19 protein-coding genes and 1 tRNA gene are annotated in these 22,300 nt (G+C 63.6%); 9 read left to right on the top strand and 11 right to left on the bottom strand.

Features of this window, described 5'->3' with window-relative positions; all coding sequences use genetic code 11:
- The first annotated feature begins 24 nt into the window (after window positions 1–24).
- The 3 genes from E4S61_RS01780 (at window position 25) to E4S61_RS01770 (ending at window position 3,824) form a co-directional block, all read left to right on the top strand.
- Window positions 25–1,899, top strand: a complete 1,875-nt coding sequence (locus tag E4S61_RS01780) for a glycoside hydrolase family 2 protein (RefSeq protein ID WP_135302187.1) — start codon at window positions 25–27, stop codon at window positions 1,897–1,899.
- Between the two features lie 246 nt (window positions 1,900–2,145).
- Window positions 2,146–3,036, top strand: a complete 891-nt coding sequence (locus E4S61_RS01775; RefSeq protein ID WP_135302186.1) for a coiled-coil protein — start codon at window positions 2,146–2,148, stop codon at window positions 3,034–3,036.
- 38 nt (window positions 3,037–3,074) lie between these two features.
- Window positions 3,075–3,824, top strand: a complete 750-nt coding sequence (locus E4S61_RS01770) for a LysE family translocator (RefSeq protein WP_135302185.1) — start codon at window positions 3,075–3,077, stop codon at window positions 3,822–3,824.
- Window positions 3,825–3,843: 19 nt separating this feature from the next.
- Here E4S61_RS01770 and E4S61_RS01765 read toward each other — a convergent pair whose 3' ends face one another.
- Window positions 3,844–4,560 carry an HD domain-containing protein gene (locus E4S61_RS01765; RefSeq protein WP_135302184.1) on the bottom strand — a complete coding sequence of 239 codons (717 nt, stop codon included), beginning with the start codon at window positions 4,558–4,560 and terminating at the stop codon, window positions 3,844–3,846.
- A gap of 468 nt (window positions 4,561–5,028) precedes the next feature.
- On the opposite strand from E4S61_RS01765, the gene E4S61_RS01760 reads away from it, so the two are divergent.
- Window positions 5,029–5,757 carry a GNAT family N-acetyltransferase gene (locus tag E4S61_RS01760; protein ID WP_135302183.1) on the top strand — a complete coding sequence of 243 codons (729 nt, stop codon included), beginning with the start codon at window positions 5,029–5,031 and terminating at the stop codon, window positions 5,755–5,757.
- A 125-nt stretch (window positions 5,758–5,882) separates the two neighbouring features.
- Here E4S61_RS01760 and E4S61_RS01755 read toward each other — a convergent pair.
- From E4S61_RS01755 to E4S61_RS01745, 3 genes are all read right to left on the bottom strand, one after another.
- A tRNA-Gln gene (locus E4S61_RS01755) sits at window positions 5,883–5,955 on the bottom strand.
- Window positions 5,956–6,059: 104 nt separating this feature from the next.
- Window positions 6,060–6,494 (bottom strand): metal-dependent transcriptional regulator, encoded by a 435-nt coding sequence (locus E4S61_RS01750; protein WP_135302182.1) that lies wholly within the window; start codon window positions 6,492–6,494, stop codon window positions 6,060–6,062.
- Window positions 6,491–6,973, bottom strand: a complete 483-nt coding sequence (locus E4S61_RS01745; protein WP_135302181.1) for a ferritin-like domain-containing protein — start codon at window positions 6,971–6,973, stop codon at window positions 6,491–6,493. The genes E4S61_RS01750 and E4S61_RS01745 overlap by 4 nt, the downstream gene beginning before the upstream one ends.
- A gap of 132 nt (window positions 6,974–7,105) precedes the next feature.
- On the opposite strand from E4S61_RS01745, the gene E4S61_RS01740 reads away from it, so the two are divergent.
- Complete coding sequence (locus tag E4S61_RS01740; RefSeq protein WP_135302180.1) at window positions 7,106–8,749, top strand: alpha-amylase family protein; 1,644 nt, start codon at window positions 7,106–7,108, stop codon at window positions 8,747–8,749.
- A gap of 120 nt (window positions 8,750–8,869) precedes the next feature.
- Here the strand turns inward: E4S61_RS01740 and sufD are convergent, their stop codons facing one another.
- From sufD to E4S61_RS01720, 4 genes are all read right to left on the bottom strand, one after another.
- Window positions 8,870–10,081 carry a Fe-S cluster assembly protein SufD gene (sufD, locus tag E4S61_RS01735; RefSeq protein ID WP_135302179.1) on the bottom strand — a complete coding sequence of 404 codons (1,212 nt, stop codon included), beginning with the start codon at window positions 10,079–10,081 and terminating at the stop codon, window positions 8,870–8,872.
- A 2-nt stretch (window positions 10,082–10,083) separates the two neighbouring features.
- Window positions 10,084–11,514, bottom strand: a complete 1,431-nt coding sequence (gene sufB / locus E4S61_RS01730) for a Fe-S cluster assembly protein SufB (RefSeq protein WP_135302178.1) — start codon at window positions 11,512–11,514, stop codon at window positions 10,084–10,086.
- 36 nt (window positions 11,515–11,550) lie between these two features.
- Window positions 11,551–12,462, bottom strand: coding sequence for an ABC transporter ATP-binding protein (locus tag E4S61_RS01725; RefSeq protein WP_135302177.1), 912 nt, complete (start codon window positions 12,460–12,462; stop codon window positions 11,551–11,553).
- A gap of 123 nt (window positions 12,463–12,585) precedes the next feature.
- On the bottom strand, window positions 12,586–15,399 hold the full coding sequence (locus E4S61_RS01720; protein ID WP_135302176.1) for a DNA-directed DNA polymerase: 2,814 nt from the start codon (window positions 15,397–15,399) through the stop codon (window positions 12,586–12,588).
- A 107-nt stretch (window positions 15,400–15,506) separates the two neighbouring features.
- On the opposite strand from E4S61_RS01720, the gene E4S61_RS01715 reads away from it, so the two are divergent.
- From E4S61_RS01715 to E4S61_RS01705, 3 genes are read left to right on the top strand one after another with little or no spacing between them, the layout of a single operon-like run.
- A complete protein-coding gene (locus E4S61_RS01715; protein ID WP_135302175.1) occupies window positions 15,507–15,698 on the top strand; it encodes a DUF7331 family protein in 192 nt (63 codons plus the stop codon).
- Between the two features lie 35 nt (window positions 15,699–15,733).
- The gene (locus tag E4S61_RS01710) at window positions 15,734–16,150 is read left to right on the top strand and encodes a DUF7322 domain-containing protein (protein ID WP_135302174.1); all 417 of its coding nucleotides are present in this window, start codon (window positions 15,734–15,736) and stop codon (window positions 16,148–16,150) included.
- A 24-nt stretch (window positions 16,151–16,174) separates the two neighbouring features.
- A complete protein-coding gene (locus E4S61_RS01705; RefSeq protein ID WP_135302173.1) occupies window positions 16,175–16,603 on the top strand; it encodes a DUF7346 family protein in 429 nt (142 codons plus the stop codon).
- 21 nt (window positions 16,604–16,624) lie between these two features.
- Here E4S61_RS01705 and rad50 read toward each other — a convergent pair whose 3' ends face one another.
- Window positions 16,625–19,303 carry a DNA double-strand break repair ATPase Rad50 gene (gene rad50, locus E4S61_RS01700; RefSeq protein ID WP_135302172.1) on the bottom strand — a complete coding sequence of 893 codons (2,679 nt, stop codon included), beginning with the start codon at window positions 19,301–19,303 and terminating at the stop codon, window positions 16,625–16,627.
- Window positions 19,304–19,316: 13 nt separating this feature from the next.
- The gene (gene mre11, locus E4S61_RS01695) at window positions 19,317–20,600 is read right to left on the bottom strand and encodes a DNA double-strand break repair protein Mre11 (protein WP_135302171.1); all 1,284 of its coding nucleotides are present in this window, start codon (window positions 20,598–20,600) and stop codon (window positions 19,317–19,319) included.
- Between the two features lie 122 nt (window positions 20,601–20,722).
- On the opposite strand from mre11, the gene E4S61_RS01690 reads away from it, so the two are divergent.
- Window positions 20,723–21,910, top strand: coding sequence for a M24 family metallopeptidase (locus E4S61_RS01690; RefSeq protein ID WP_135302170.1), 1,188 nt, complete (start codon window positions 20,723–20,725; stop codon window positions 21,908–21,910).
- Window positions 21,911–21,936: 26 nt separating this feature from the next.
- Here the strand turns inward: E4S61_RS01690 and E4S61_RS01685 are convergent, their stop codons facing one another.
- Window positions 21,937–22,293: a hypothetical protein gene (locus E4S61_RS01685; protein ID WP_135302169.1), complete on the bottom strand. Its 357-nt coding sequence runs from the start codon at window positions 22,291–22,293 to the stop codon at window positions 21,937–21,939.
- Window positions 22,294–22,300: the final 7 nt, after the last annotated feature.

Raw genomic sequence — 22,300 nt, 5'->3', positions numbered from 1 at the left:
CCTCCGGGGGACGGGCGATTCGGTATGTCGCTGGAGTGGCGCGGCGCGGCGGTAGCGCCGACCGACGGGATGCCGGAACCGGACGAGTGGGAAGCAGTGACGGTCCCGGGCCGACCGTCACAGTTCGCTGGGGCCGACGCCGTGGCCTACGAGACCGCCTTCGCGGACCCGCGCGAGGGCGACGACTCCCACGCAGTCTTGCGTCTGCACGGCGCGTACGCTCACACCCGCGTCTGGTGTAACGGCGAGCGAGTGGCCGACCACGACGCCTACGTCGCACCGCTTCGTGTCCGGTTGCCCGACGCCGAGGAGTACCGAATCGTCGTCGAGTGTCGTGCCCCCGAGGATCGCTTCGGCGGCCTCCACGAGACAGCGATGCTCCCTGACGAGCGGTGCGTCCCGGGCATCTGGTGGGCGGCCGATGTCCATACGTACCCCGACCCATACGTGAGCGCGGTGCGGGCGCGACCGCGAGTCACCATCGAGGATGGCAGCGTCGGCAGCGCCGCCGTCGACGTCACCGCCGACGTCGTCACGAGCGAGGCCATCGACGACCGGCTCACGTTCTCGTTTCGCCCCGAGGGAAACGTCGGCGGCGGTGGAGCGATGGACCGGACGCGCGTCGCCACCGGGTCGGGACAGGCGACGGTCCAGTACACCATCGACGTGCGCGACCCGGCCCTGTGGTGGCCCCACGACCGGGGCGCACAGCCGCGGTACACTGTTCGGGCGAAACTCGACGGCGCGACCGCGAGCGTGACGACCGGTCTCCGTTCGGTCAGGTACGACGACGAACTCCGCGTCAACGGCGAGTACCTTCCGGCCAGAGGCGTGACGCTGCTAGACCCGACACCCGAAGACGTCAGACGGGCGGCAGCGGCCAACGCGAATCTCGTTCGTGTTCGCGCGCAGGGCGTGCCCCCGGCGGTCGCTGACGCCTGTGACGAACACGGCGTCCTCCTTTGGGCCGACCTGCCACTCTCCGGTCCCGGCGAGTTCGACGCCGACCGCGGGCGAGAACTGGCGGACCACCTCCTCCGGAGCACGGGCCATCACCCGAGTCTCGCCGCCGTCGGCGTCCACGACGAACCGGTCGAACCGTACGCCAACGGTCTCGGTTCGGGTTTGCTGGACCGTCTGCGGTTCCGTTTTCGAGCGTGGCGGGCGAGCTACGACGACGCGGCCGCCCGGACTGTCGCCGACGCCGTCGATGGCGTGCCGACGTTCCCCGTGATGGGGCCGCCCGGTATCGACCCGGACGCGGTCACGCTGTACCCCGGCTGGCAGTACGGCGCGGCCGCCGACTGCGCGTGGCTCTGTGATCACTACGGCGTCGGGAGCGTCGTCGCCGGATTTGGGGCGGGCTCGCTGGGAAGCGACGCCAGCGCCGAGGACAGAGACGCCGTCCCCGCGGCGTTCGACCACACCGTCCACGACGACGCCCACCTCGGCGGCGACGTGGCGACATCTCAGGCGACACAGGCCCGCGTCGTGCAGGCGGTCGCCGAGCAGTTCCGCCGACGCGGGAGCGACGTGGCGATTCTGGATAGTCTCAGAGACGTCACCGGCGCCGGAACTGGCATCCTCCGGTCGAACGGGACCGAAAAGCCCGCCTACGGGACGCTGACCGACAGCTACCAGCCGACACAGGCCGTCCTCACCGATCCGACGCCGGGCAAGAGCGACGTTTGCGTGGTTCACGACCGACCGACGGAAGCGACGCTGACAGTCGAGTGGGACCACAACGGCGAGCGGACACAGGTAGAACAGGACATCGAAGCGTTCGGCCGCGTCACTGTCGGGTCGCTGACGCTCGCCGAGGGGGACGAACTCACACTGGCCGTCGCCGTCGGTGAGGACATGGTGAAAAACGAGTACGCCATCGGCCACAATATTTAACCTATCTCGAAAGCGTGTTAATCCTTCACTCGCCCACAGACGAGCGTGTGAGGGGTAGCCACGGTATTCGGTGCACCGGAATATTTAAACAATATCCCCCGGTACTAGCGGGTACCAGAACGCTCACGCGTTCAGGCAGTATCGCGTCGCGCCCAACATGAGAGGGAACCCTTGTTATTGGTGCCAGCCCCTCAACAGCGACGGGCCTGTCTGTGCGAGAGCGGTGATGGCATAGAGGTTTCAACAATGGCAGACTCGATAGACGAATCAAAGAACGTCACAGTAACCGAAGAGGATCTCGAAAACAAATCCAAAGGCGAGCTCATCAAACTCGCCGGCCAGCTCCGCGACCGACGCAACGAGCTGAACCAGATGGCCTCCGAGCGGGCCTCCAGCCGCGACGACCTGAACGCGAAGACGCGCGAGAAGGTCGACGAGGCCCAGGAACACCGCGAGAAGCGCGACGAGCTCAACGAGCAGGTCCAAGAGCACAAGGACAAGCGCAACGAGCTCAACGCCGAGGCCAACGAGCTGTTCGACAAGGTCGACAACGTCAAGAACGACCTCGAACTCGACGAGGGCAAGTCCGTCGACGAACTCAAGGACGAAATCGAAGACCTCGAGTTCAAACAGCAGACGGAAGTCCTCTCCTCGGAAGACGAGAAAGAGCTCATCGAGAAGATCGAGACCAAGCGCGAGAAACTCCAGACCAAGCAGGAGAAACTCGACGAGAGCGGTGACCTCGAAGGGCTCAAGGAAGAGGCCGAAGAGGTCCGCTCGGAAGCCTCGAAACACCACCAGAAGGTCACGGAACTCGCAGACGAGGCCCAGAAACATCACAACAAGATGATCGAGGCCTACCGCGAGGCCGACGAAATCCGTGACGAGGCCGACGAGAAACACGAGGAGTTCGTCGAGGCCCAGGAAGCGGCCGACCAGCACCACGAGGACTTCGTCCGCGTCCAGAAGCGCCTGCGCGAACTCGACAAGAAAGAAGAGCAGGAAGAGCGGTCCCAGCGCGAGGAGAAGCAGGAAGCCGCGCGCGAGGAAGCCGAGGAGATCTACCAGAAGTTCAAGGAAGGCGAGACGCTCGACACCGAGGACCTGATGAAGCTGCAGAAGGCTGGCAAGCTGTAAGCTCTACGCAATTTTCTCTCTGTTTTCACGTCCTATAGATGCATCACTGGCTCCTCTCGACACAGCCGACGCTCTCCCTCGGAACGTTGCTCTCGACGGCTCTCGGCGGCGTCATTTTCGGCCTCGCACTCGCGGCCCCGCCCGGCCCGATGAACGCCGTCATCGCCGAAGAGAGCGCCTTGCGAGGATGGCGCGCGGGATTGTTCGCCGGTCTCGGGGCGATGACCGCCGATGCGTGCTTTTTCGTCCTCTCGCTGGTCGGCGTCGCCACCGTCGTCACGGAGACACCCGGTCTGCGACAAGTTATGGTCGCCGCGGGCGGCATGCTGATGCTGTGGTTCGCCTACGGCGCGATACAGGACGCGAACGCCCTCTCGTCGGTCGACGCGGAGAGCGACGACGACGCGAGTCGCGGGTTCCGGAAGGCGCTGGTGCTCGCGCTCACGAACCCGTACCAAGTCGTATTCTGGCTCACTGTCGGCGTCGGACTCTTACGACCCGGGACGCTTGACGTGCTGTCGTCCCTCCCGGTCGTCGGCAGCGAGGTATCCGGGCTACTCGTCGTCCAAACCGGTCATCCCGTGTTGCTCGCGGGACTGTTCGGCGGAATCGTCCTCTGGATTACGGGGTTTCCGGCGGCGATCGTCGCCGCGCGCGAACGAGTCGAACGGCTCGCGCCGGTGATCGCGTGGGCGAGTGCGGCGGTGCTCGCCGTCTCCGGCGTGCTCTTTCTCGCACAGGCGCTCGGCCCGGCGGTCGAGTGGGCCGGCTCGACACTGTTGCCCTGACTGGGATTGCTCGCCTGGTTCAGGAGTCACCCATACCTGTTGCCACGTCGTCTAAACTGTCGTCGGCGTCCATCTCGGCGACTTCGGCTTCGAGCCACTCCTGGAACCAGCGCGCGCGCTTGAGCCGCTGGTGGACGATGGACTCGGCAGTGTCGCTCTGGACGCGCTCTTCGGCGTCTACGCCACGTTCGATAACGCGGTCGACCATCTCGGCGGCGTCCATGTGTGTTCTCGACTCGTAGCCCATCCGGAGGAGCATGAGCGCAGCGCCATTGGCACCGACTTTATCGAGAATGTCCGCCTCGATGAGACACTGCGTCTCCAGCGGGAGATTCGAGAGGTCCCCCTGATAGGAGTGGTCTTCGATGGCGCGGCAGACCTGATCGACGAACGACTCGGGGTAGTCACCGTGTGTGGCGAGATACTCTCGTGCGATGCGGGCACCGGCCTCAGCGTGGACGTCCTGTTCGACCTCCAGCTTTGCGATGTCGTGAAAGAGAGCCGCGACGCGGGTTACGTCTACGTTCGCACCTTCCTTCCGGGCGATGTCGGTCGAGATGTCGACCACGTTGAGGATGTGGTTGAACCGGTACTCCGCGGAGTGCCACGGGTACCAGCGCATCCGGCCACCTTCCTCTTCGTTCTCGACACTGGCGGCAAGGTAGTCGTGAACGAACGCTTGCATCGCGTCGAATTCCGCATCTGAGACAGGTGACTCCTTAATCTCGACGCCCACACCACCACCTCCGGCGATAGGTTCCGATATTCATCTTACAGATAAGAAGGTGCGTTCGACTCTTTAGCGTTACGACAAGACAAATACCGACGTTCGCGTGACTGGCGGCCGTGAAATCACCGAGAACAGGTCGAAAACTGCCGAGACGGATCTCCATGGTTGAGCGAGCGATGGGCGGAGATGCCGACCGGCGGCGGTCGAGCGACCCGCGGTTACGCTTACAGACAGTCTCGGCAGGCAGCCGGTACTGGCGTCCGGCCGACGAAGATTACTGTGTTCGGACACTATCTCTAAAATATGGTCTTATTCAGTTACTTCCATAGCCATTCCTGATTCATACTCTATATTTCTTAGGCGCTTCGTGAAGATACCTTATATTCATAATGCCATTGTGGCCGACGCCTTTCCCAGGGTACGCGCCCCACAACGCACTGTACGTTTATACCGATTCACGATGATTGTTGGTGTATGAACGTTCGACCGGCTACGCCAGCCGATGGACCGGCAATCAGGGACGTCGCTCGACGGTCGCTGCAAGCGTCGTACTCACTGGGACCGCAAGCGATCACCGGCGCTATCGAAGAGTGGTACGACGAGAACCAACTCGAAGCGACGCTCGCCGACGAGGACCGGCTCCTCCTCGTCGCCGACGACGACGGCCAAGTCGTGGGCTTCTCCGAGAGCGTCCTCGCAGCCGACAACACCGGGACGCTCCTGTGGCTGCACGTCGACCCGGCCCATCGTGGCGTGGGGAACGCGACATCGCTGTTCGAGCAGACCCGCGAGCGGCTCCACGAACTCGGTGCGACGCATCTCCAGGGACGTGTCCTAGACGACAACGTCGACGGCAACACGTTCTACGAGGAGCAGGGCTTCGAACGAGCCGGCTCGGAGGAACTCAACATCGCCGGCCACACCTACGTCGAGAACCTCTATACGGAGAGCGAACAGTGGGGCCGTGAGCCCACGGAAACCGACGAGGGTCGAACCGTCTACGTCGACCACGACAACCACGAGCGAGGCTCGATTGCACCGTTCCACATCGTCTACACCGACGAGAACGCCGAGGACCAGTACGGCTACTTCTGTAGTAACTGCAACACCCTCGCCAACGCTATGGACTCTATGGGCCGTATCGAGTGTGACAACTGCGGAAACGTCCGGAAACCCCTCCGCTGGGACGCTGCGTACCTTTGAGAACGGTAAGGGTCCCCAAAACGGATTCGAACCGATGAAAGACTCGTATTCACCCGTCTTTCAGGGTTCGAATTGCCCGCGAGTCGCGAATTCGTGGCTCACCATTCGGTTCGCCACAGAGTTAGTAGTCCCGGGCGGATTCGAACCGCCGTCAAGGGCTCCAAAGGCCCTTATGATTGGCCGCTACACCACGGGACTTCTCACTTCGTTCTCCCGTGAGACTCGCAATCTCTGTGAGACCGCTCACCGCCACGGGACTTCAGATAGACCAATCGACGGAGGATACTTGAACGCTTCGAGACTCAGTCGCTGACGGCTTCGACCTCGGTTTCGAGCAGTTCGCAGACGTCGTCTTCGGCGTTGAAACAGTCAGGACACTGCGGTTCCCGGTCGATGATCGTGTCGAGGCGTTCGGCAACCGTCTCGTCGATGACGCCCTCTAGCTGCTTGGCCTCGGTTCGAAACTCCTCGACTTCCAGCACTTCGACGAGGAACCGCTCGATAATACAGTAGTTCTGGAGCGCATCGCGGGCTTGCTGGATCCCCTCGTCGGTCAGGTCGACCCCTTTGTACTTCTCGTGTTCTAAGAGGCCGCGTTCTTCGAGTTTGCCGATCATCTCGTTGGCGCTTGCCGGGCTCACGTCTAGTAGGTCCGCGATCGCGCCGGTGGAGGCAGGACCGTCCTCTTGCTGTTGGGTGAGGTAGATAGCTTTCAGATACTGCGCCTGTGTGTTCATTGTCGTTCCTCCATGAGTTTGGTCACTTCCTCGGCCCCCTCGGCCTCCTCCTCGCGGATGGTTCGCAGTACCTCCAGCAGACGGTCGCGGTCGACGGTAAACGACGCCTCCGAGACCTCGATCGCCTCGATGAGGTCGTCGTAGAACTTGTAGGCGGTCTCCTCGTTACAGAGCTGATCGTAGAGAATCCCGTCGAAGTCCTCGTCGGTCTCGTACTGGGCCTCGACGAGCGTCTGGATCTCTTCGAAGGCGACGGTCTCGGCTTCGAGGTCGTCGACGAGCGCTTCGAGGCGGCGGCGGTGGTCAGCCGACTCCGCGGCGGCGTGGTCGAGTAGCTCGCCGACCGCTGGGTCGAGCGTCTCGCCGGACTCCTCGGCGTGTTTCGAGGCACGGGCCTCGACGACCTCTTCGAGGACGATGCCGATCTGGAGCAGCCGCGCGAGTTGGTGGTCCGATGCGACCGGTTGGGTCAGACTCACGGCGTCACCCCCGGACGTGGCGATGCAGTCATGTGGACACGTCGGAGAGGGTGAAACTTAAGCCGTTCCCTGTCGGGTTCGGCGCGCCGGTACTTTTAGCCGCACGGGAGAACACGTGGGAAGTGACCAGCAATGACTGACCATCCCCAGTGGTACCGCGACGCGGTCATCTACTCGCTCGACGTGAAGACGTTCGCCGACGGGAACGGGGACGGTATCGGCGACTTCGTCGGCCTCCGTGACCGACTCGACTACCTCGACGACCTCGGCGTGACCTGTCTGTGGTTGTTACCCTTTTACCCAAGTCCGTGGCGTGACAACGGCTACGACGTTGCCGACTACTATGGCATCGACGAGCGGCTCGGGACGATGGGGGACTTCCGGCGATTCCTCGATGAGGCCCACGACCGGGGGATGCGCGTCCTCGCCGACATGGTGTTCAACCACACCTCGACGGAACATCCGTGGTTTCAGCGCGCTCGCAACGGCGACGAAGCGTATCAGGACTACTACCTCTGGACGGACGACCCCGATAGCGCGCCTGACGTACAGAACATCTTCCCCGGCGAGGAAGACGATGTCTGGACCTACGACGAGGCCGCCGACGCACACTACTACCACCAGTTCTATCACTTCCAGCCCGACCTGAACGTCTCGAACCCCGCGGTGCAAGACGAGATCGAGCGCGTCCTCGAATTCTGGACCGAACAGGGTCTCGACGGGTTCCGCGTGGACGCCGCGACGCCGATGATCGGACCGAAGGGAGCCGAGCCGGTCTCCATCGACGACCCGCACTCGCTGTTCAGGCGGATGAAGACGACCGTCAGTAACGTCGACGAAGAGACGGTTCTGCTGGCCGAAGCCGACGACGAACCCGCCGAACTGAAACGCTACTTCGGGACCGGAAACGAGTTCGACCTCCTCTTGAGTTTCGTCTCGAACGCCCACCTCGTTTGGGCGCTCGTCGACGAGAACGCCGACCATCTCGCCGAAGCGTTCGACCGGCTGCCCGACTACGAGGAGATAGTGGAACACGGCCAGTGGGCGAACTTCCTCCGGAACTTCGACGAGTTGAACCTCGGGCCGCTCCCCCGTGAGGAGTTCGACCGGGCGTTCGAGCGTATCGCTGCCGACCCCGACACGCGCATCTACGGTCGCGGCGTCCGTCGCCGACTGGCCCCGCTCTTGGACGGCGACCCGGACCGCATCGCCTGTGCGACCAGCCTCTGTTTCGCGCTCCCAGGGACGCCAATCATCGTCGCCGGCGACGAAATCGGGATGGGCGACGACCTGTCCCTGCCGGGTCGTGATGCCGTCCGGACGCCCATCCAGTGGACCGACGACGCCACGGGCGGGTTCTCGACGGGCGACGCCGAGACGTTTCTCAGACCGGTCGTCGAGGGGGAGTACGGCCCCGACGCGATCAACGTCGCCGCCCAGAGCGGCGAGCCCGACTCGCTGTTGGCCCACGTTCGCGAGATTGTCGCCACTCGAAAGGCCTGTCCGGAACTTTCTCGAGGTGAACAGTCCATCGTCGAGACGGGCGATCAGACTGTCTTCCTTCACCGGAGCGATTGGGGCGAGACGACGCTGCTGACCGCCCACAACGTGAGCGCCGACTCGACGACCGTCAGCCTCGACGCCCCCGACGACGTGGTGACCCATCTGCTCGGACCCGGGGAGTACTCCCTCGATAGCGATACAGTGAGCATCGAACTCGACAGCTACGAGTACTGCTGGCTCCGCCTCGGCCGCCCCCGGACACGGTCGGCGTAGTCACGCCTGGCGGCGTTCAAAAGCGAAAGAAGCGCAGAAGACGACGAACCGCAGAAAGTAAGCCGTCGGTTTACTCCCGCAGACGCCGAAAGAACGAGTTCTTTCGAGCCTGCGGTCGTTTCAATTCCGCAGACGCTCGTAAATGAGCTGGTCTAAGTCCTCGCGGAGTTCGTCGACTTCGACTTCATCGAGGACGGGGACGAAGAAGCCCTCGACGAGCATGTTCTTCGCCGCGTCGGGGTTGACACCGCGGGAGGTCATGTAGAACATGTCCTCTTCGTCGACCTGTCCCACCGTTGCGGAGTGAGAGGCCTCGGTGTCGTGGTTGTTGATGATGAGCTTCGGCGAGGCGTCGGCCTCCGATTCGTCCGAGAGCATCAGCGTGTTCTCGCGCTGGTACGAGGAGGTGTCCCACGCCTCGCGGCCGACGTCCTGGACGCCCTCGTAGACCGAGCGCGCTTTGTCGTCCAGCACACCGCGCGTGACGAGGTCCGCGACCGTGTGCTCGGCCTCGTGCCAGACGCGGCTGGCAATGTCGAAGTGCTGGTCGTCGTGTCCGAAGAACGCGCCGACGATCTGGGACTCCGAGGAGTCACCGAGCAGGCGCGTCTCGACGTTGCTCTTCGTCAGTCGGGAACCGATGTTGCCGTCGATCCAGTCGAGCGTGCCGTAGGTGTCGGCGTGGCCGCGCTTGACCTGATAGTTGTAGGTCTCCTCCGAGAGGTTCTGGAGCGTGCCGTACTGGACGTAGGCGTTCTCGCCGACCGACGCCTCGACGACACCGGAGTAGTACTGATTGCCCTCGACGGCATCGCCGTTCTCCTGTCGTTCGAGAATCGTGACCGAGGCCGACTCCTCGGCGACGACGAGTGTGTAGTTGAACAGCGACTGGCTGTTCATCGTCGTCCGAATCTTCACGTCCTCGGCGTCGACGCCCTCGGGGACGTAGACGACGGTCCCGGCCGAGAACAGCGCCGTCGACAGCGCCGTGAGGTAGTCTCGCTGGGGGTCGACGACCGAGCCGAAGTGATCCTCGATCAGGTCGCCGTGCTGGTCGAGCGCTTCGGACCAAGAGAGGACGTCGACGCCCTCGGCGTCGATGCGGTCCTTGTCCTGTGCGTAGTCCAACGGGTCGACGAGCGACTCGTAATCCAGCGCGTCGAGGTTCGTCCACTTGCGGCCGGGCGTCTGGATGACGTCGGGCATCTCGAGGTCGTCGAGCGCCGCGAGCGCCGCTTTTCGCGTCTCCAGGAGCCACTCTGGCTCGTCTAGGTCCGACGATATCTGTTCGACCTGGCTCTCTGTGAGATCTGCGTGTACCTGCGTGCTCATGGTTATCCGAGCGAGCCCTCCATCTCCAGTTCGATGAGGCGGTTGAGTTCGACCGCGTACTCGATAGGCAGTTCCTCCGTGATGGGTTCGATGAACCCGGCGACGATCATCTGCTTTGCGTCGTCGTCGTCCAGTCCACGCGACTGGAGGTAGAAGACGTCCTCGTCGCCGATCTTGCCGACAGTCGCCTCGTGGGCGACGTCGACTTTCGACTCCTGAATCTCCATGTACGGCATCGTGTCGGAGGTGGAGTCGTTGTCGAACATCAGCGCGTCACACTCGACGGACGTAGAGGAGTCCTCCGCGCCGTCGGCGATGTGGACGAGGCCGCGGTAGTTCGTGCGGCCGCCGTCCTTCGCGATGGACTTGGACTCGATGGTGGACTTCGTCTCGGGCGCGTTGTGGTAGACCTTCGCGCCGGTGTCGATGTCCTGTCCCTCGCCAGCCATGGCGATGGTGATGTGGTTGTCCGTCGCGCCGGGACCCTTGAGAACGGTGGAGGGGTACAGCATCGTGGCTTTCGAGCCCATGCTGCCCGAAACCCACTCCATCGTGCCGTCGGCCTCGCAGATGGCGCGCTTGGTGTTGAGGTTGTACGTGTTCTTCGACCAGTTCTGCACAGTTGAGTACTGGACGTGGGCGTTCTCGCCGACGAACACTTCGACGCCGCCGGAGTGGAGGTTGAACGCGGAGTACTTCGGGGCGGAACAGCCTTCGATGTAGTGGACTTCGGAGTTCTCCTCGGCGATGATGAGCGTGTGCTCGAACTGCCCCATCCCCTCGGAGTTCATCCGGAAGTACGCCTGCACGGGCATCTCGACGGTGGTGTCCTCCGGGATGTAGACGAACGACCCGCCGGACCACACCGCGCCGTGGAGCGCGGCGAACTTGTTGTCGCTCGGCGGGACACACTTCGTCATGAAGTGGTCTTTGACGATTTCTTCGTGCTCTTGGACGGCCTTGTCCATGTCACAGAAGATGACGCCTTTCTCCTCCCAGCGCTCCTGCATGTTCTGGTAGACGATTTCGGACTCGTACTGCGCGCCGACGCCCGAGAGGGCGTTTTTCTCGGCTTCCGGGATGCCCAGTTTGTCGAAGGTGTCCTGAATCTCCTCCGGGAGGTCCTCCCAGGAGTCGGCCCCGCCGCGTGTCTCGATGTCCGGGCGGATGTACGGGACAATGTCCTCGATGTCTACCTCCGAGAGGTCGGGCGCGCCCGGCCAGCCTTCCGGCATGGGCATTTCCTGGAACTGCTCTAGCGCGCGCAGGCGGCGCTGGAGCATCCACTCGGGTTCGTCTTTGTCTTCCGAGATGACCCGGACGGTCTCCTCGGTGAGGCCCTTCTCGGTCTCGAAGGCGGCGTTCTCCTCCTTCTTGAACTCGAAACGAGCCTCGGTGTCGGTCTCTTTGAGATGGTCTTGATCTGAACTCATTGGTGTATTGGTGTTGGTGTCGTGGACGGAAGGGTGTTACGCGGCCTCGTAAACTTCCTCGCGGACCCAGTCGTACCCTTCGTCTTCGAGTTGCTCGGCCAGTTCAGCGCCGCCGGACTTGGCGATCTCGCCGTCGAGCATGACGTGAACGTGGTCGGGTTCGACGTAGTCGAGGATGCGCTGGTAGTGGGTAATCTGGAGGATGCCGGTGCCCTGCTCGTCGCGCAGCGCGTTGATACCGTTGGAGACGTCCTGCAGGCGGTCGATGTCGAGCCCGGAGTCGATCTCGTCGAGGACGGCGATCGAAGGTTCGAGGATGGCCGCTTGAAGGACTTCGTTCTGCTTCTTCTCCCCGCCGGAGAAGCCGGCGTTCAGATAGCGGGAGGCGAACTTCTCGTCCATGTCGAGTTGCTCCATCTTCTCCTGGAGGATCTCCTGGAACTCGGCGACGCCGACTTCGCCCTCTTCGACGTTGCCCTCCATCGGGGAAGTGTCGTAGCCGGCCTCCTCTTCTTCCTCCTCGTCGGCCTCGTCGTCCTCGAACAGTTCCTCGCGCTCTTCGAGTTTGGCGTTGAGCGCCGTGCGGAGGAAGTTCACCATCGTGACGCCCTCGATCTCGGCGGGATACTGGAAGCCGAGGAAGATGCCGAGCGCCGCGCGCTCGTTCGGTTCGAGGTCGAGGAGATCCCACGTCCGGAGATCGTCGGGAATCTCGAAGTCCGCACCGAACTCGTCTGCTTCGAGGTGGATGAGGACCTCGCCGTCGGTGACTTCGTAGGCCGGGTGGCCGGCGATGATCTTCGCTGTCGTCGATTTCCCGGAGCCGTTCGGTCCCATCAGCGCGTGGATCTCGCCGGACTCGACTTCGAGATTGACACCGCGAAGGATGGTCTCACCGTCCTCTTCTGCGACTTCTGCGTGGAGATTGTTGATTTCGAGTACTGCCATAGTGTCTGTTAGGTCAACCGAAAGAAGGTCTGTTTGACCCATCAAGCTTTCGCATTGCGGCGAAATCGAGTTCGGTATATAGAAACAATATTTCTCCGCCGAGAAAACCGTCCGGCTGCGACGCTACATGTACTGGCCAAGTCCAGTCTGTTCTTGCCCGGATTTGACCTCGTCCCACGAGATGTCGAGCGCCTCCAGAATGCGGGCGATCGGCCCCTTCAGCGTTTTATCGAGCATCTTGTCCCAGTCGACCTCGAACTCCTCGGGAATCTGGTCCGCGTACTCGAAGCAGATGACGTCCGGATTCCGACGGAACTCGCCGTACAGCGGGTCCTGTGCCGGGTCGAGACCCAGTTCGTCCTCGATTCGCGTGAAGAAGTCGGCGTGGACTCGGTCGAGATAGAGTCGCTTCGGTTTCGACCCGCTCTGGAAGTTCGTCCCCAACAGAAGGTTCGCGTACTTCGCTCCCCGAACTTGTGCGGTGTCGGTGTCGTAGTTGTCCAGTTTCTTCCCGATGCCGCCGGGGATGCCCACGTCGTCGTAGTCGACGTTGCCGGCCTGATAGTCCTCGATGACGTCGCCGACGTAGGTCTTGAGATTCTCTGTGTCCTCCCCGTGGACGATGCGGTCGATGACGTCCTTCTGGACGCGCTTGGTGATGGGCGCGATGTCGGAGCGCTGGTACTCGAAGCCCGTGATGTCGATGTCGTCGACGTGCTTGCCCTCCTTCCAGACGATGTGGCCAGCGTAGCGCTTCTTCTTGCCCGCCTGGAAGAACCGCCGGTAGAGCTTCTCGAACTCGATCTGGAAGCGGTGGTCCTCGGCGTTGAGGCGGTCGCTTGCGAAGTCGTCGTAGGAGGCGTTTATCGTCTCCTCGACTTCGAACCCCTTCTGGATGGTCGCCGCGATGGTCTCCAGTTCGTCGTCGGCCATCTCGGGATGCTTCTCGCGCATCTCGTCAGAGACGGTCACGTCGCTCTCGACGTCCTCTGGACCGAGCTCGCCGAGTTGGAGCATAACGGAGTCAGTGTCCCCGTATGCGACCTCGTACCCTTCGTTTTCGACGACTTCATCGGTGTAGTCGATGACCTCCCGACCGGTAGCGGTGACGGCCGCGCCCATCTCCTTGTCGTAGAGGCGGAAGCGGTCCCAGCCCAGGACCCCATATAAAGAATTCATAATTACCTTGACAGCTGCTTGCTGCCGGTCGTAGCGCTCGTACTCCGGGTCTGCGGGGCTGTGGCTGTTCCGTCGCTCTTTCTTCTCTTCGCGTTCTGTCAGGAGTTCGTCGACCATCTCCCGGATGACGCCGTCCGGTTCCTGCCGGAAGTGGGTGCCGTTGGGCGCACGGTAGGTGTCACCGTCGTAGGTCTCGGGGTCGACTTTCGTCTCCGGACTCGCGTTCGTCGTCACCATGCACATCGGATAGAGTGACTTCAGGTCCAGTACCGTAACGTTCTCGCGAACGCCCGTGATAGGGTCGAAGACGGCACCGCCCTCGTAGTCCTCGCTCGCCTGCTGGCCCTTCGAGGGCAGGGCGTACTCGCCGTAGAGTTTGTGGAGGACGTACATGTCGACGGCGTCGCCGGGCGTCGTCGCGTCTTCGAGCTTACAGCCGACGAACGTGCGAACCTCGTCCCAGAAGTCGATAATGTCCTGTTCGCGGTCCAACTCCACACAGAGTTCCACGTCCCGAAGGTTGTACTCCAGCAGTCGCTCGGGGTCGTCCTCCCAGAGGTCGCCGATGTCGCCGGTGTACCGTTCCTTGCCGACGCCGAGTTCCTGTTCGCCGACGGCGTCTAGGCGGTAGGACTCCAGTTCGGTGAACTGCGTGCGCTTGTAGGCATAGAGGAGGTCGAAGACGACCCGGCCCTTGATGTCAGGGCCGTTCCAGTCGCTCCGCCACACCTCGTCAACTCGGGAGAGGCGGTCGATGTCGAGGTCGTAGTCGTGGTCGTAGCCCTGGAGTTCCTCGATGCGGTCTAAGAGATAGGGGGCGTCGAAATCGTCGAAGTTCCACCCCGTCAGCACGTCAGGGTCAGTCGTCTCGATGTACTCGATGAACGCGTCGAGCATCGCTTCCTCCTCCTCGAAGACGCGCACGTCGGCCTCGAAGTCGACGTCCTCGCGGATGGGGTCGTACTCGGTGAGCGCCGCCGGCCCCTCGACGCCATCGGGGGACTCGTACAGCCAGACGATATACTGGTCGTCGTATGAATCGTGAGAGGTGAGACAGACGATGGTCTCCTCGCCGTCCTCGGGGAACCCGTGGCGGTCGTCGACCTCGATGTCGAAGGTGTTCACCCGCGGTTCGGCGCTGGCCTCGACCGGTGTCACTTCCTCGTGGTGGACCTGATAGCTCCCGTCGTCGAGTTCGCGGGCCGGAACCTGAACGCCACTCGTGATGTCCTTGTCGATGAGCAAGCGGTTGGGAAAGAGGATGTCCGCCTCGTAGTGGTCGAAGTCGTCCCGCATCTGACCCACGTCGCGGGGGGTCTGTCCGAAGATTTTGCGGAGTCGCTCGCCGCGGATCGACTCGTAGGGGTCGCCGTTCTCGTCGACGTCCTCCCAGCCAGTGATGCTGTCGTACTGCCGAAGCCGGTCTTCGGTCGCGCTCGCCACCGGCGCGTAGAAGTACGGCTTGAACTCGTAGACGCGTGCGTGAACCGCCTCGTCGTCGTCGGTTCGGCCGAACACGTGGACAACGGGAAACTCGCCGTCGCCATTGCTCTCGACTGTGTAGTCGACCTGCGTCACCACGAACGCCACTGTCTCCTCGACCGGCGGGAACTGCTGTTCGTCCACGTCGACGACGCTCGCCCCGGACCCCCCGTTGCCGGCAACGGCCGCCGCTTCGTCGGCGACCGGCCGCTTCCCATCGCCGTCGCCATCGCTCGGAGCGAAGTCCCCCAGCGCTCGCTGACCCTCGTTACTCATGCTTGCCCACCTTTCGAGACCCCCCATAAAAACGTCGGCGGTCGGCCGTGTTTGACGCAGGCAGAAAGTATATGCCATACAATGACATACGACCTGCTGACGCCCCTATGTCGCACCACGCATCTCCCGACGGCCAGTCGGATCGGGCGGACGACCTGCGGTCAGAGCCTGCGCTCCCGGACGCAGTCCAGACCACCGAAACCTACGAGACCGAAGAGGGGACAGTATTCTACGACGCGCAGAACCCGCTCGCGTGGGTCCAGACGGACACCGCCGTGTCGCTGAGCGAGGTTGCCTAGAAGTCCTTTTATCGGTCGCGGTTCGACTCAGTACCGTGTTAGACGGTCCCGACGAGGATGACCCGGATGCCCCGGAGAGCGTCTTCTCCGAGAAGAGTCCGCACGAACCCGACGAGTTCGACCCGGACAGCCTCGGGCCGGAGATTCCGGAAGCGCCCAGTGCCCCGGACGGCAGCGCCGCCAGCGACACGGCCGCGCTGTTCTGGAAACTCGTCATCGTGTTCAACGTCGCGTTGCTCGCGCTCTCGGTGGGCCCGATGTTCATCTACTTCGAGGGGAACACCGACCTCGGCCTCCGCATCTTCCTCGTCGGCGTCATCGCCTTCGCCTACGGGACCTTCCGCTACGTGAGGTTTCGTCGGAGCCGCGAGGGGAGTGACGAAGACGACGGAGACGGTGACGCTACCGTCGCCGACGCCACTGACGACCCATCCACCGACCACAACGGCTAACCGCGCGAGTCGGCTACCGCCGGTATGCGTACCGTCCGCGACGAGTCCGGCACCCGCTATCTTCTGCTGAAGGAGTCCAGCGACGCAAGTCTCGTCCGCGACCCCGAGACCGGCGCGGAACGCCACCTCCCAAACGACGACCTCGAACCCGTCGAAGGCGAATCGCCGCTCGCGACGGCCGCGAGCGCGGTTCCCGACGCCGTCCAAACCGTCGTCACCGCCGCCCACGACGACCGGACGCTCGGCCTCCTCGTGGAACTCGACGCGCGCGGCCCACTCTCCGTCCAGCAACTACTGGACAGCTACGACCTCTGTGAGAGCGATTTGCACGGATTACTCGGTGAGTACCGCGCGGCAGGACTGCTGGAAGAAGCGACCGCGGCCGGCCAACGAGGCTACGACGTGACCGAAACGGCGAGCGAGGCCGTCGCGTTTCTCACGGGACGCGAGTGAATCAGGCCGATTCGGGCCGCCTCAGGCCAGTTCCGCGACCGTCTCCTCGATACGCTCGACGCGGTCGACCCGCGAGCGGTTCGAGGTGGCGTTCTTCTCGACGCGGACGAGGTCGTCGGCCGCGCCGACGAGTTCCTCGTCGTGGCTGACGACCAGAATCTGCTCGACGCCGACCTCGTCACGCATGTACTCGACCAGATCGAGTAGCTGCGTGACGTGGCCCGAGTCGAGGAACACCGTCGGTTCGTCGAGGATGAGCGGCGGCATCGGGGCCGACCCCTCGATACCCTCCGCGAGCAGTCGGTAGATGGCACAGCGCAGGCTGAGGTTGAACAGTGCGCGCTCGCCACCTGACAACTGTTCGGGTTCCAGCGGTTCGCCGTCCTTCTGGAACACCGTCAACTGATACTCCCCGTCGAGTTCGATGCGGGCGTACGAATCGTTCTGGTACACCAGCGAGAATGTCTCGTTCAGCATTCGTTCGAGCGTCTCGACGTTTCGCTGGCGCAGTTCCGCTCGGAGCGTGCCGTACATCTCCTGTAGCTGTTCGGCTTCGTCGTACAGCGACTGGAGTTTCTCGACTTTGTCTGCCAGTTCCTCGCGCCGTTCTCTGAGCGATTCGAGTTCGTCGAGTTCGTTCTCGACGGCACCGATGGCGCTCTGGAGATCGTCGCGCTCCTCGCGTAGCTCGTCGAGTTTCGCGTCGGCCTTCTCGATGTAGTTTTCGGCGCGTTGTGTCTCCGAGCGTGCTTCCTCGATGCGAGACTCGTCGACCTGTTCGTCCAGTTCCTGCTTGCGCTCGCGCTTCTCGGCGAGGCGCTCCCGGCGCTGGTCGTTCGTCTCGGCCAGTCGCGTGCGCGTCTCGCGGCGCTGGTCGATCTCACGCTCGCACTCCTCGACGTCGGAAAGCAGCGTCTCGACGCGCTCCAGTCGCTGGATGGCCGTCTTGACCTGTTGGCGTTCTTGGTTGCACTCGGCGATGACCGACCGGCAGTCGTCGGCCTCCTCGCGCTTCGCCTCGGCCTTCTCGCGCTTCGCCTCGGCCTGCGAGTCGAGATCGGCGGCGTCCTCGCGCAGTTGCTCGACCCGTTCCTCGTCGGCTTCCAATCCGGATTCTTTCTCCTCGACCAATTGCACGACGTTCGAGCGGTTGTCTTCGAGCGTCGCCAGTTGGTCGGCGGCGTCGGTGAGCGACTCCGCGCGTTCGAGTCTCGTTTCGAGCGTCTCGACTCTCTCGCGGGCATCTTCGAGGGTCGATTCCAGGTCAGCGACTCGCGCTCTGTCGTCTTCGATGGACTCGACGTGGGGCGACTCCTCGACGTCCTGTCCGCACTCGGGGCACTTCCCGGCGTCGAGCAACTCCTCGGCCTCGCGGAGCGACTCGCGCTCGCTCTGTAGTTTCGTCTCCAACTCGGTCACTCGCTGTCGAGCCTCGTCGAGTTCTGCAGATACTTCGTCGTGGTGAGCCTCGGCGGATTCGCGGCTCACGTCTGCGTCCGCGAATCGGGCTTCGAGTGTCTCGATGTCGTCGTCGATGTCGTCGAGTCGCTCTCGGCGGTCAGCGATGGTCTCACGGGCGTCTTCGAGGCTCGACGCGACCTCTGTGGCCTCCTCGCGCTTCTGCTCGGCACGCGATTCGAGGTCCTCGGCCTGTTCTTCCAGCGAGTCGGCGGTGCTGTTGTGCTCCTTGGCCTCGACGCTCTGTTCGGTGATGCGCGCTTGAATCGCCTCGTCGCGGTCCTGTAAGTCGTCCAGACGGGCATCGACAGCCACAGGGTCGGCCTCGTCCAGTTCGCTATCTGCGACCGTCTCGCTCAGCTCGTCCGAGAGCGATTCGCGGCGGTCTTTCAACTCCGAGATTCGGGTTTCGAGGTCGTTCCGCTCGCTCTCCGTCTCGGTGATCTCGGTCTCCAGTTCCGTTATCTCCTCGCTCAATTCGTCCAGTTCGGTCCGTCGCTCCTCGTACTCCTCTAGAACGGCATTCGCTTGCTCCAGCGTCTCTGTCGCCGATTCTCGCTGCCCCTCGATGCGTTCGATTTCCCCCTGCATGTCGTTCAGTTCGCTTTCCAGTCCGTTCAGGCGCTCGTGGAGATCGCGATCCTCTTTGGCCTGAATCTGCTCGTCCAGTTGCGAGAGACGGCTCTGTTTGTCCTCGCGGACGCGCTTGACGCCGACGCGGGCGTCACTCGCTCGCTCTCGGTAGGTCTCCAGTTTTCCCAGTTGCAGGAGGTCGTCGAGCATGTCCTGTCGCTCGCCCGGCGAGGCGTTGATGAGTTTGTTGACCTCGCCCTGCCGGACGTACGCGCAGTTGACGAACGCCTCGCTGTCCATCCGCAGGAGTTCGGTGACTCGTCGACGGACAGCGCGTGCGCCCTCGAACGTCTCCTCGGGCGTTTCGAGGACGCATTTGGCGGTCGTCGCTCGCTCGCCGGTGTTGCGGACGCGGCGCGTGAGGTGGTAGTCGCCGCCGGCGTGGGCGAACCACAGGTCGACGGTGCAGTCGTCGGCCCCGATGGTGACAACCTCGTCTAAGTTTTCGTCGATGGCCTTCGACCCGTAGAGAGCGAAGAAACAGGCTTCGAGCAGCGAGGATTTGCCGCTCCCGTTCAGCCCGTGGATGACCGTAACGCCGGGCGAGAGCGTGAGGTCGGCGTCGTCGTAGCACTTGAAGTTCTCCAGGGCGACGCGTTGGAACCGCATCAGTACGCCCCCCTCACAGGAACTCCCCCATGCTGGATTGGTCCTCGGCGTCGTCGATCGTCTCCCCGCTCTCGGCCGCATCGTCGGCCGTCGTCTGTCCGCCGTCGGCCTCCGCCGTCGTCCCTCCTGGCTTCGTCGGTTCGTCGTTCGTCACTTCGTCTCCCGCCGATTCGTCCACTGGCCCGACGGCGGTCAGCGCGTCGGGGTCCTCGGCGACGAGTTCCTGCACGCGATTTTGGACCGTATCCGCGACGTTGGCATCCGCGACTTTCGAGGCCCGGACCGTCTCGTCGATGTCCTGTGCGGCCCCACTGAGACCGAGTTCGCGGACGCGTTCGGCGACGGCGTCGTCCGGGTCGGCGAAGCTGACGCTCGTCTCTCGCTCGTCGGTGGCGAGTTTGCGGTGGTCGGTGACACGGGCGACGAGTGCGCCGGCGTCGAGCGCGTACTCCTCGACGCTCGCGGGAGCAATCGGGTCGCCGTCGCCGTCGATGCCGACGATGACGACGGCGTCTTCGACGTCGTGCTCACCGACGCGACGCCGGACCCGCTCGACTCCCTCCTCGGGACCGAGTTCCACGTCGACGAAGACGAACTCGCGGGTGTCGATGCCGCGGCGGGTGATGCGCGTCTCGCCGTCGAACGTGACGATGTTGTAGCCGCGGTCCTCGCGTTCGCTGGCGCTCGCGCGTTCGGTCGACCCGCAGTAGGTGACCCACGTCTCGTCGAGTTGTTGCTTTCCGGGGTCGTGGTTGTCGCCCAGCAGCATGGCGTCGAAGGCGACGGGCGACTGGTCGAGAATATCCTCGGCGTCCCAGTCGCCGTAGTCGAACGGCTGAAAGAGGCCGTGCGTGACCAGCGCGGCGTGGTCGGCGTCGTGGGCAGCGAAGTCGTACGCTAAGTCCTCTCGCTGGGAGCGCGGGACGAAATCGAGTCCGTAGAATGCTGTATCGCCTACGACGGTCGGTTCTGCGTCGAGGCGCGTCGCTAGCCCAAGCGACTCGTAGAGGTCGAGCCACTGCGCGTCGCGCTTCGCCTCGTGATTTCCCACGACAGCTAGAAACGGAACGTCGGCGTCGGCCAGTTCCTCCAGCACGGAGAGCGTCCCCATGATATCGGAGAGCGTCGGTCGTCGGTCGTGAAAGAGGTCCCCCGCGTGGACGACGGCGGCGACATCGTCCTCGATCGCGTCACGGACGACCCGACGGAAGGCGTCGAGGAAGTCCTGCCGGCGCTCGGGTACGTGGTACTGCTGGTACCCGATGTGCGTGTCGCCGGTGTGTATCACCCGTGTCATCTGTCAGGTCGTATGCCAGCGGCTCCTAAAGAGGTGTCGTGACCGCGGTGAAAGTAGTTCGGCGACTGCGCGGCGGCAAGGCCGCCACCGCGCCTATAATGCCCTATACCGAAAGCGAGGGCATGGCGACACAGCTCCCGGCGTCCGAGTATCGCGGCCGCATCGAGATTCTTCGCCAGTATCTGGCCGAGACGGTCGCCGACGCCGCCGTCTGGTTCGACGCGACGGCCATCGAGTACGTCACCGGGTTCGCCCACATCGAGACCGAACGGCCCGTCGTGCTCGCACTCACACAGGACCGCATCGAGATTACGGTGCCGCGACTGGAGGTCGAACGCGTCGAACCCAACGAGCGCATCGACGCCGTCCATCACTACTTCGACTACCCGCAGGGTCGGCCCGTCGAGACGGCTGCCGAGATGCTCGATACGCTCGGCGTCGAACGCGTCGTCGCCGATGCGGACGGCGCGCCGGGCGTGATGGGCTACGACGGCCCTGCGCTCTCGACGTTCGTCGACGTCGAGAGCCAATCGTGGGTCGACCGGATGCGCTGGGAGAAGACCGACGCGGAGATAGACTGCATCCGCGAGTCCGCTCGCTGGGCCAACCTCGGCCACCGCTACCTCGCGGACTACACCGAGGTCGGCGCGCATCCGGCGACGGTCTCTCAGCGGGCCTCGACGGACGCCTCGCGAGCAATGCTAGACACGCTCGGCGAGAACTACGCCGAGCGGGTTCGCGGGAACGGTCCGGTCCACGCGGGCTACATCTCCGGCGAGGAGACGGCGCTCCCACACGGCCATACGCCTAACGAACGGCTCACAGAGGGCGACGTACTCGTAACCGGCGCGTCGGCCAACGTCGACGGCTATCACTCCGAACTGGAGCGGACGATGTTCGTCGGCGAACCCAGCGACGAGCAGCGACACTACTTCGAGTTGATGAAGGAAGCTCAGGACATCGCCATCGACGCGCTCGGCCCCGGCGTCGAGATCGCCTACGTGGACGAACAGGTCCAAGAGTTCTTCCGCGAACAGGGAATCGCCGACCTCGCGCGCCATCACGTCGGGCACAACATCGGACTCGGCGCGCACGAACCGCCGTACATCGACCGCGGCTGGACCGACGCCGACCACGTCGCCGACGAGGACGCCGAGATGCAACCGGGGCAGGTCTACACCATCGAACCGGGCGTCTATACCGAGGACGCTGGCTACCGCCACTCGGATACCATCGCTATCACCGAGGACGGTGTCGAGTGGCTGACGTTCTTCCCCCGCGACATCGAGAGCAATACCATCCGAACGTAGGCCGAGACGTCGGTTCCGTCGGTCTCTCAGCCCTCCGCGGCACTGTCGGCAACCGACTGGAACCGCTCGAACGCCGTCAACGCCGCGCGGCCCTCAGTCGCCAGTTCACTCACCTCGCGTTCGGCCTGTTCCACGGCCGATTCGAGCGCGTCGAGGCCGACGTCCTCGACGAACTGCGCCGCCGCCTCGACGTCCGTCGTCGCCGTTGCCGCTCGCTCGACGACCGCGTGATAATCTTCGGACCCGCTAGCCGCACTCGCCTCTCGCTCGGAGGTCGCCCGACCAAACGAGCACCGGTCTCCGACGCTCGACTCGGGCGCCGTCGCACTCTCGCCGTCGGCGAGTGCAGAGAGCGCCGCCTTCACCTGTTCGTCATCGGTCACGGGCCGT

This window comes from Haloarcula amylovorans, from assembly GCF_004681185.1.
Classification (GTDB): domain Archaea; phylum Halobacteriota; class Halobacteria; order Halobacteriales; family Haloarculaceae; genus Haloarcula; species Haloarcula amylovorans.
The sequence above is the reverse complement of the archived record's forward strand: the minus strand, read 5'-3'. Positions and strand labels throughout refer to the sequence as shown.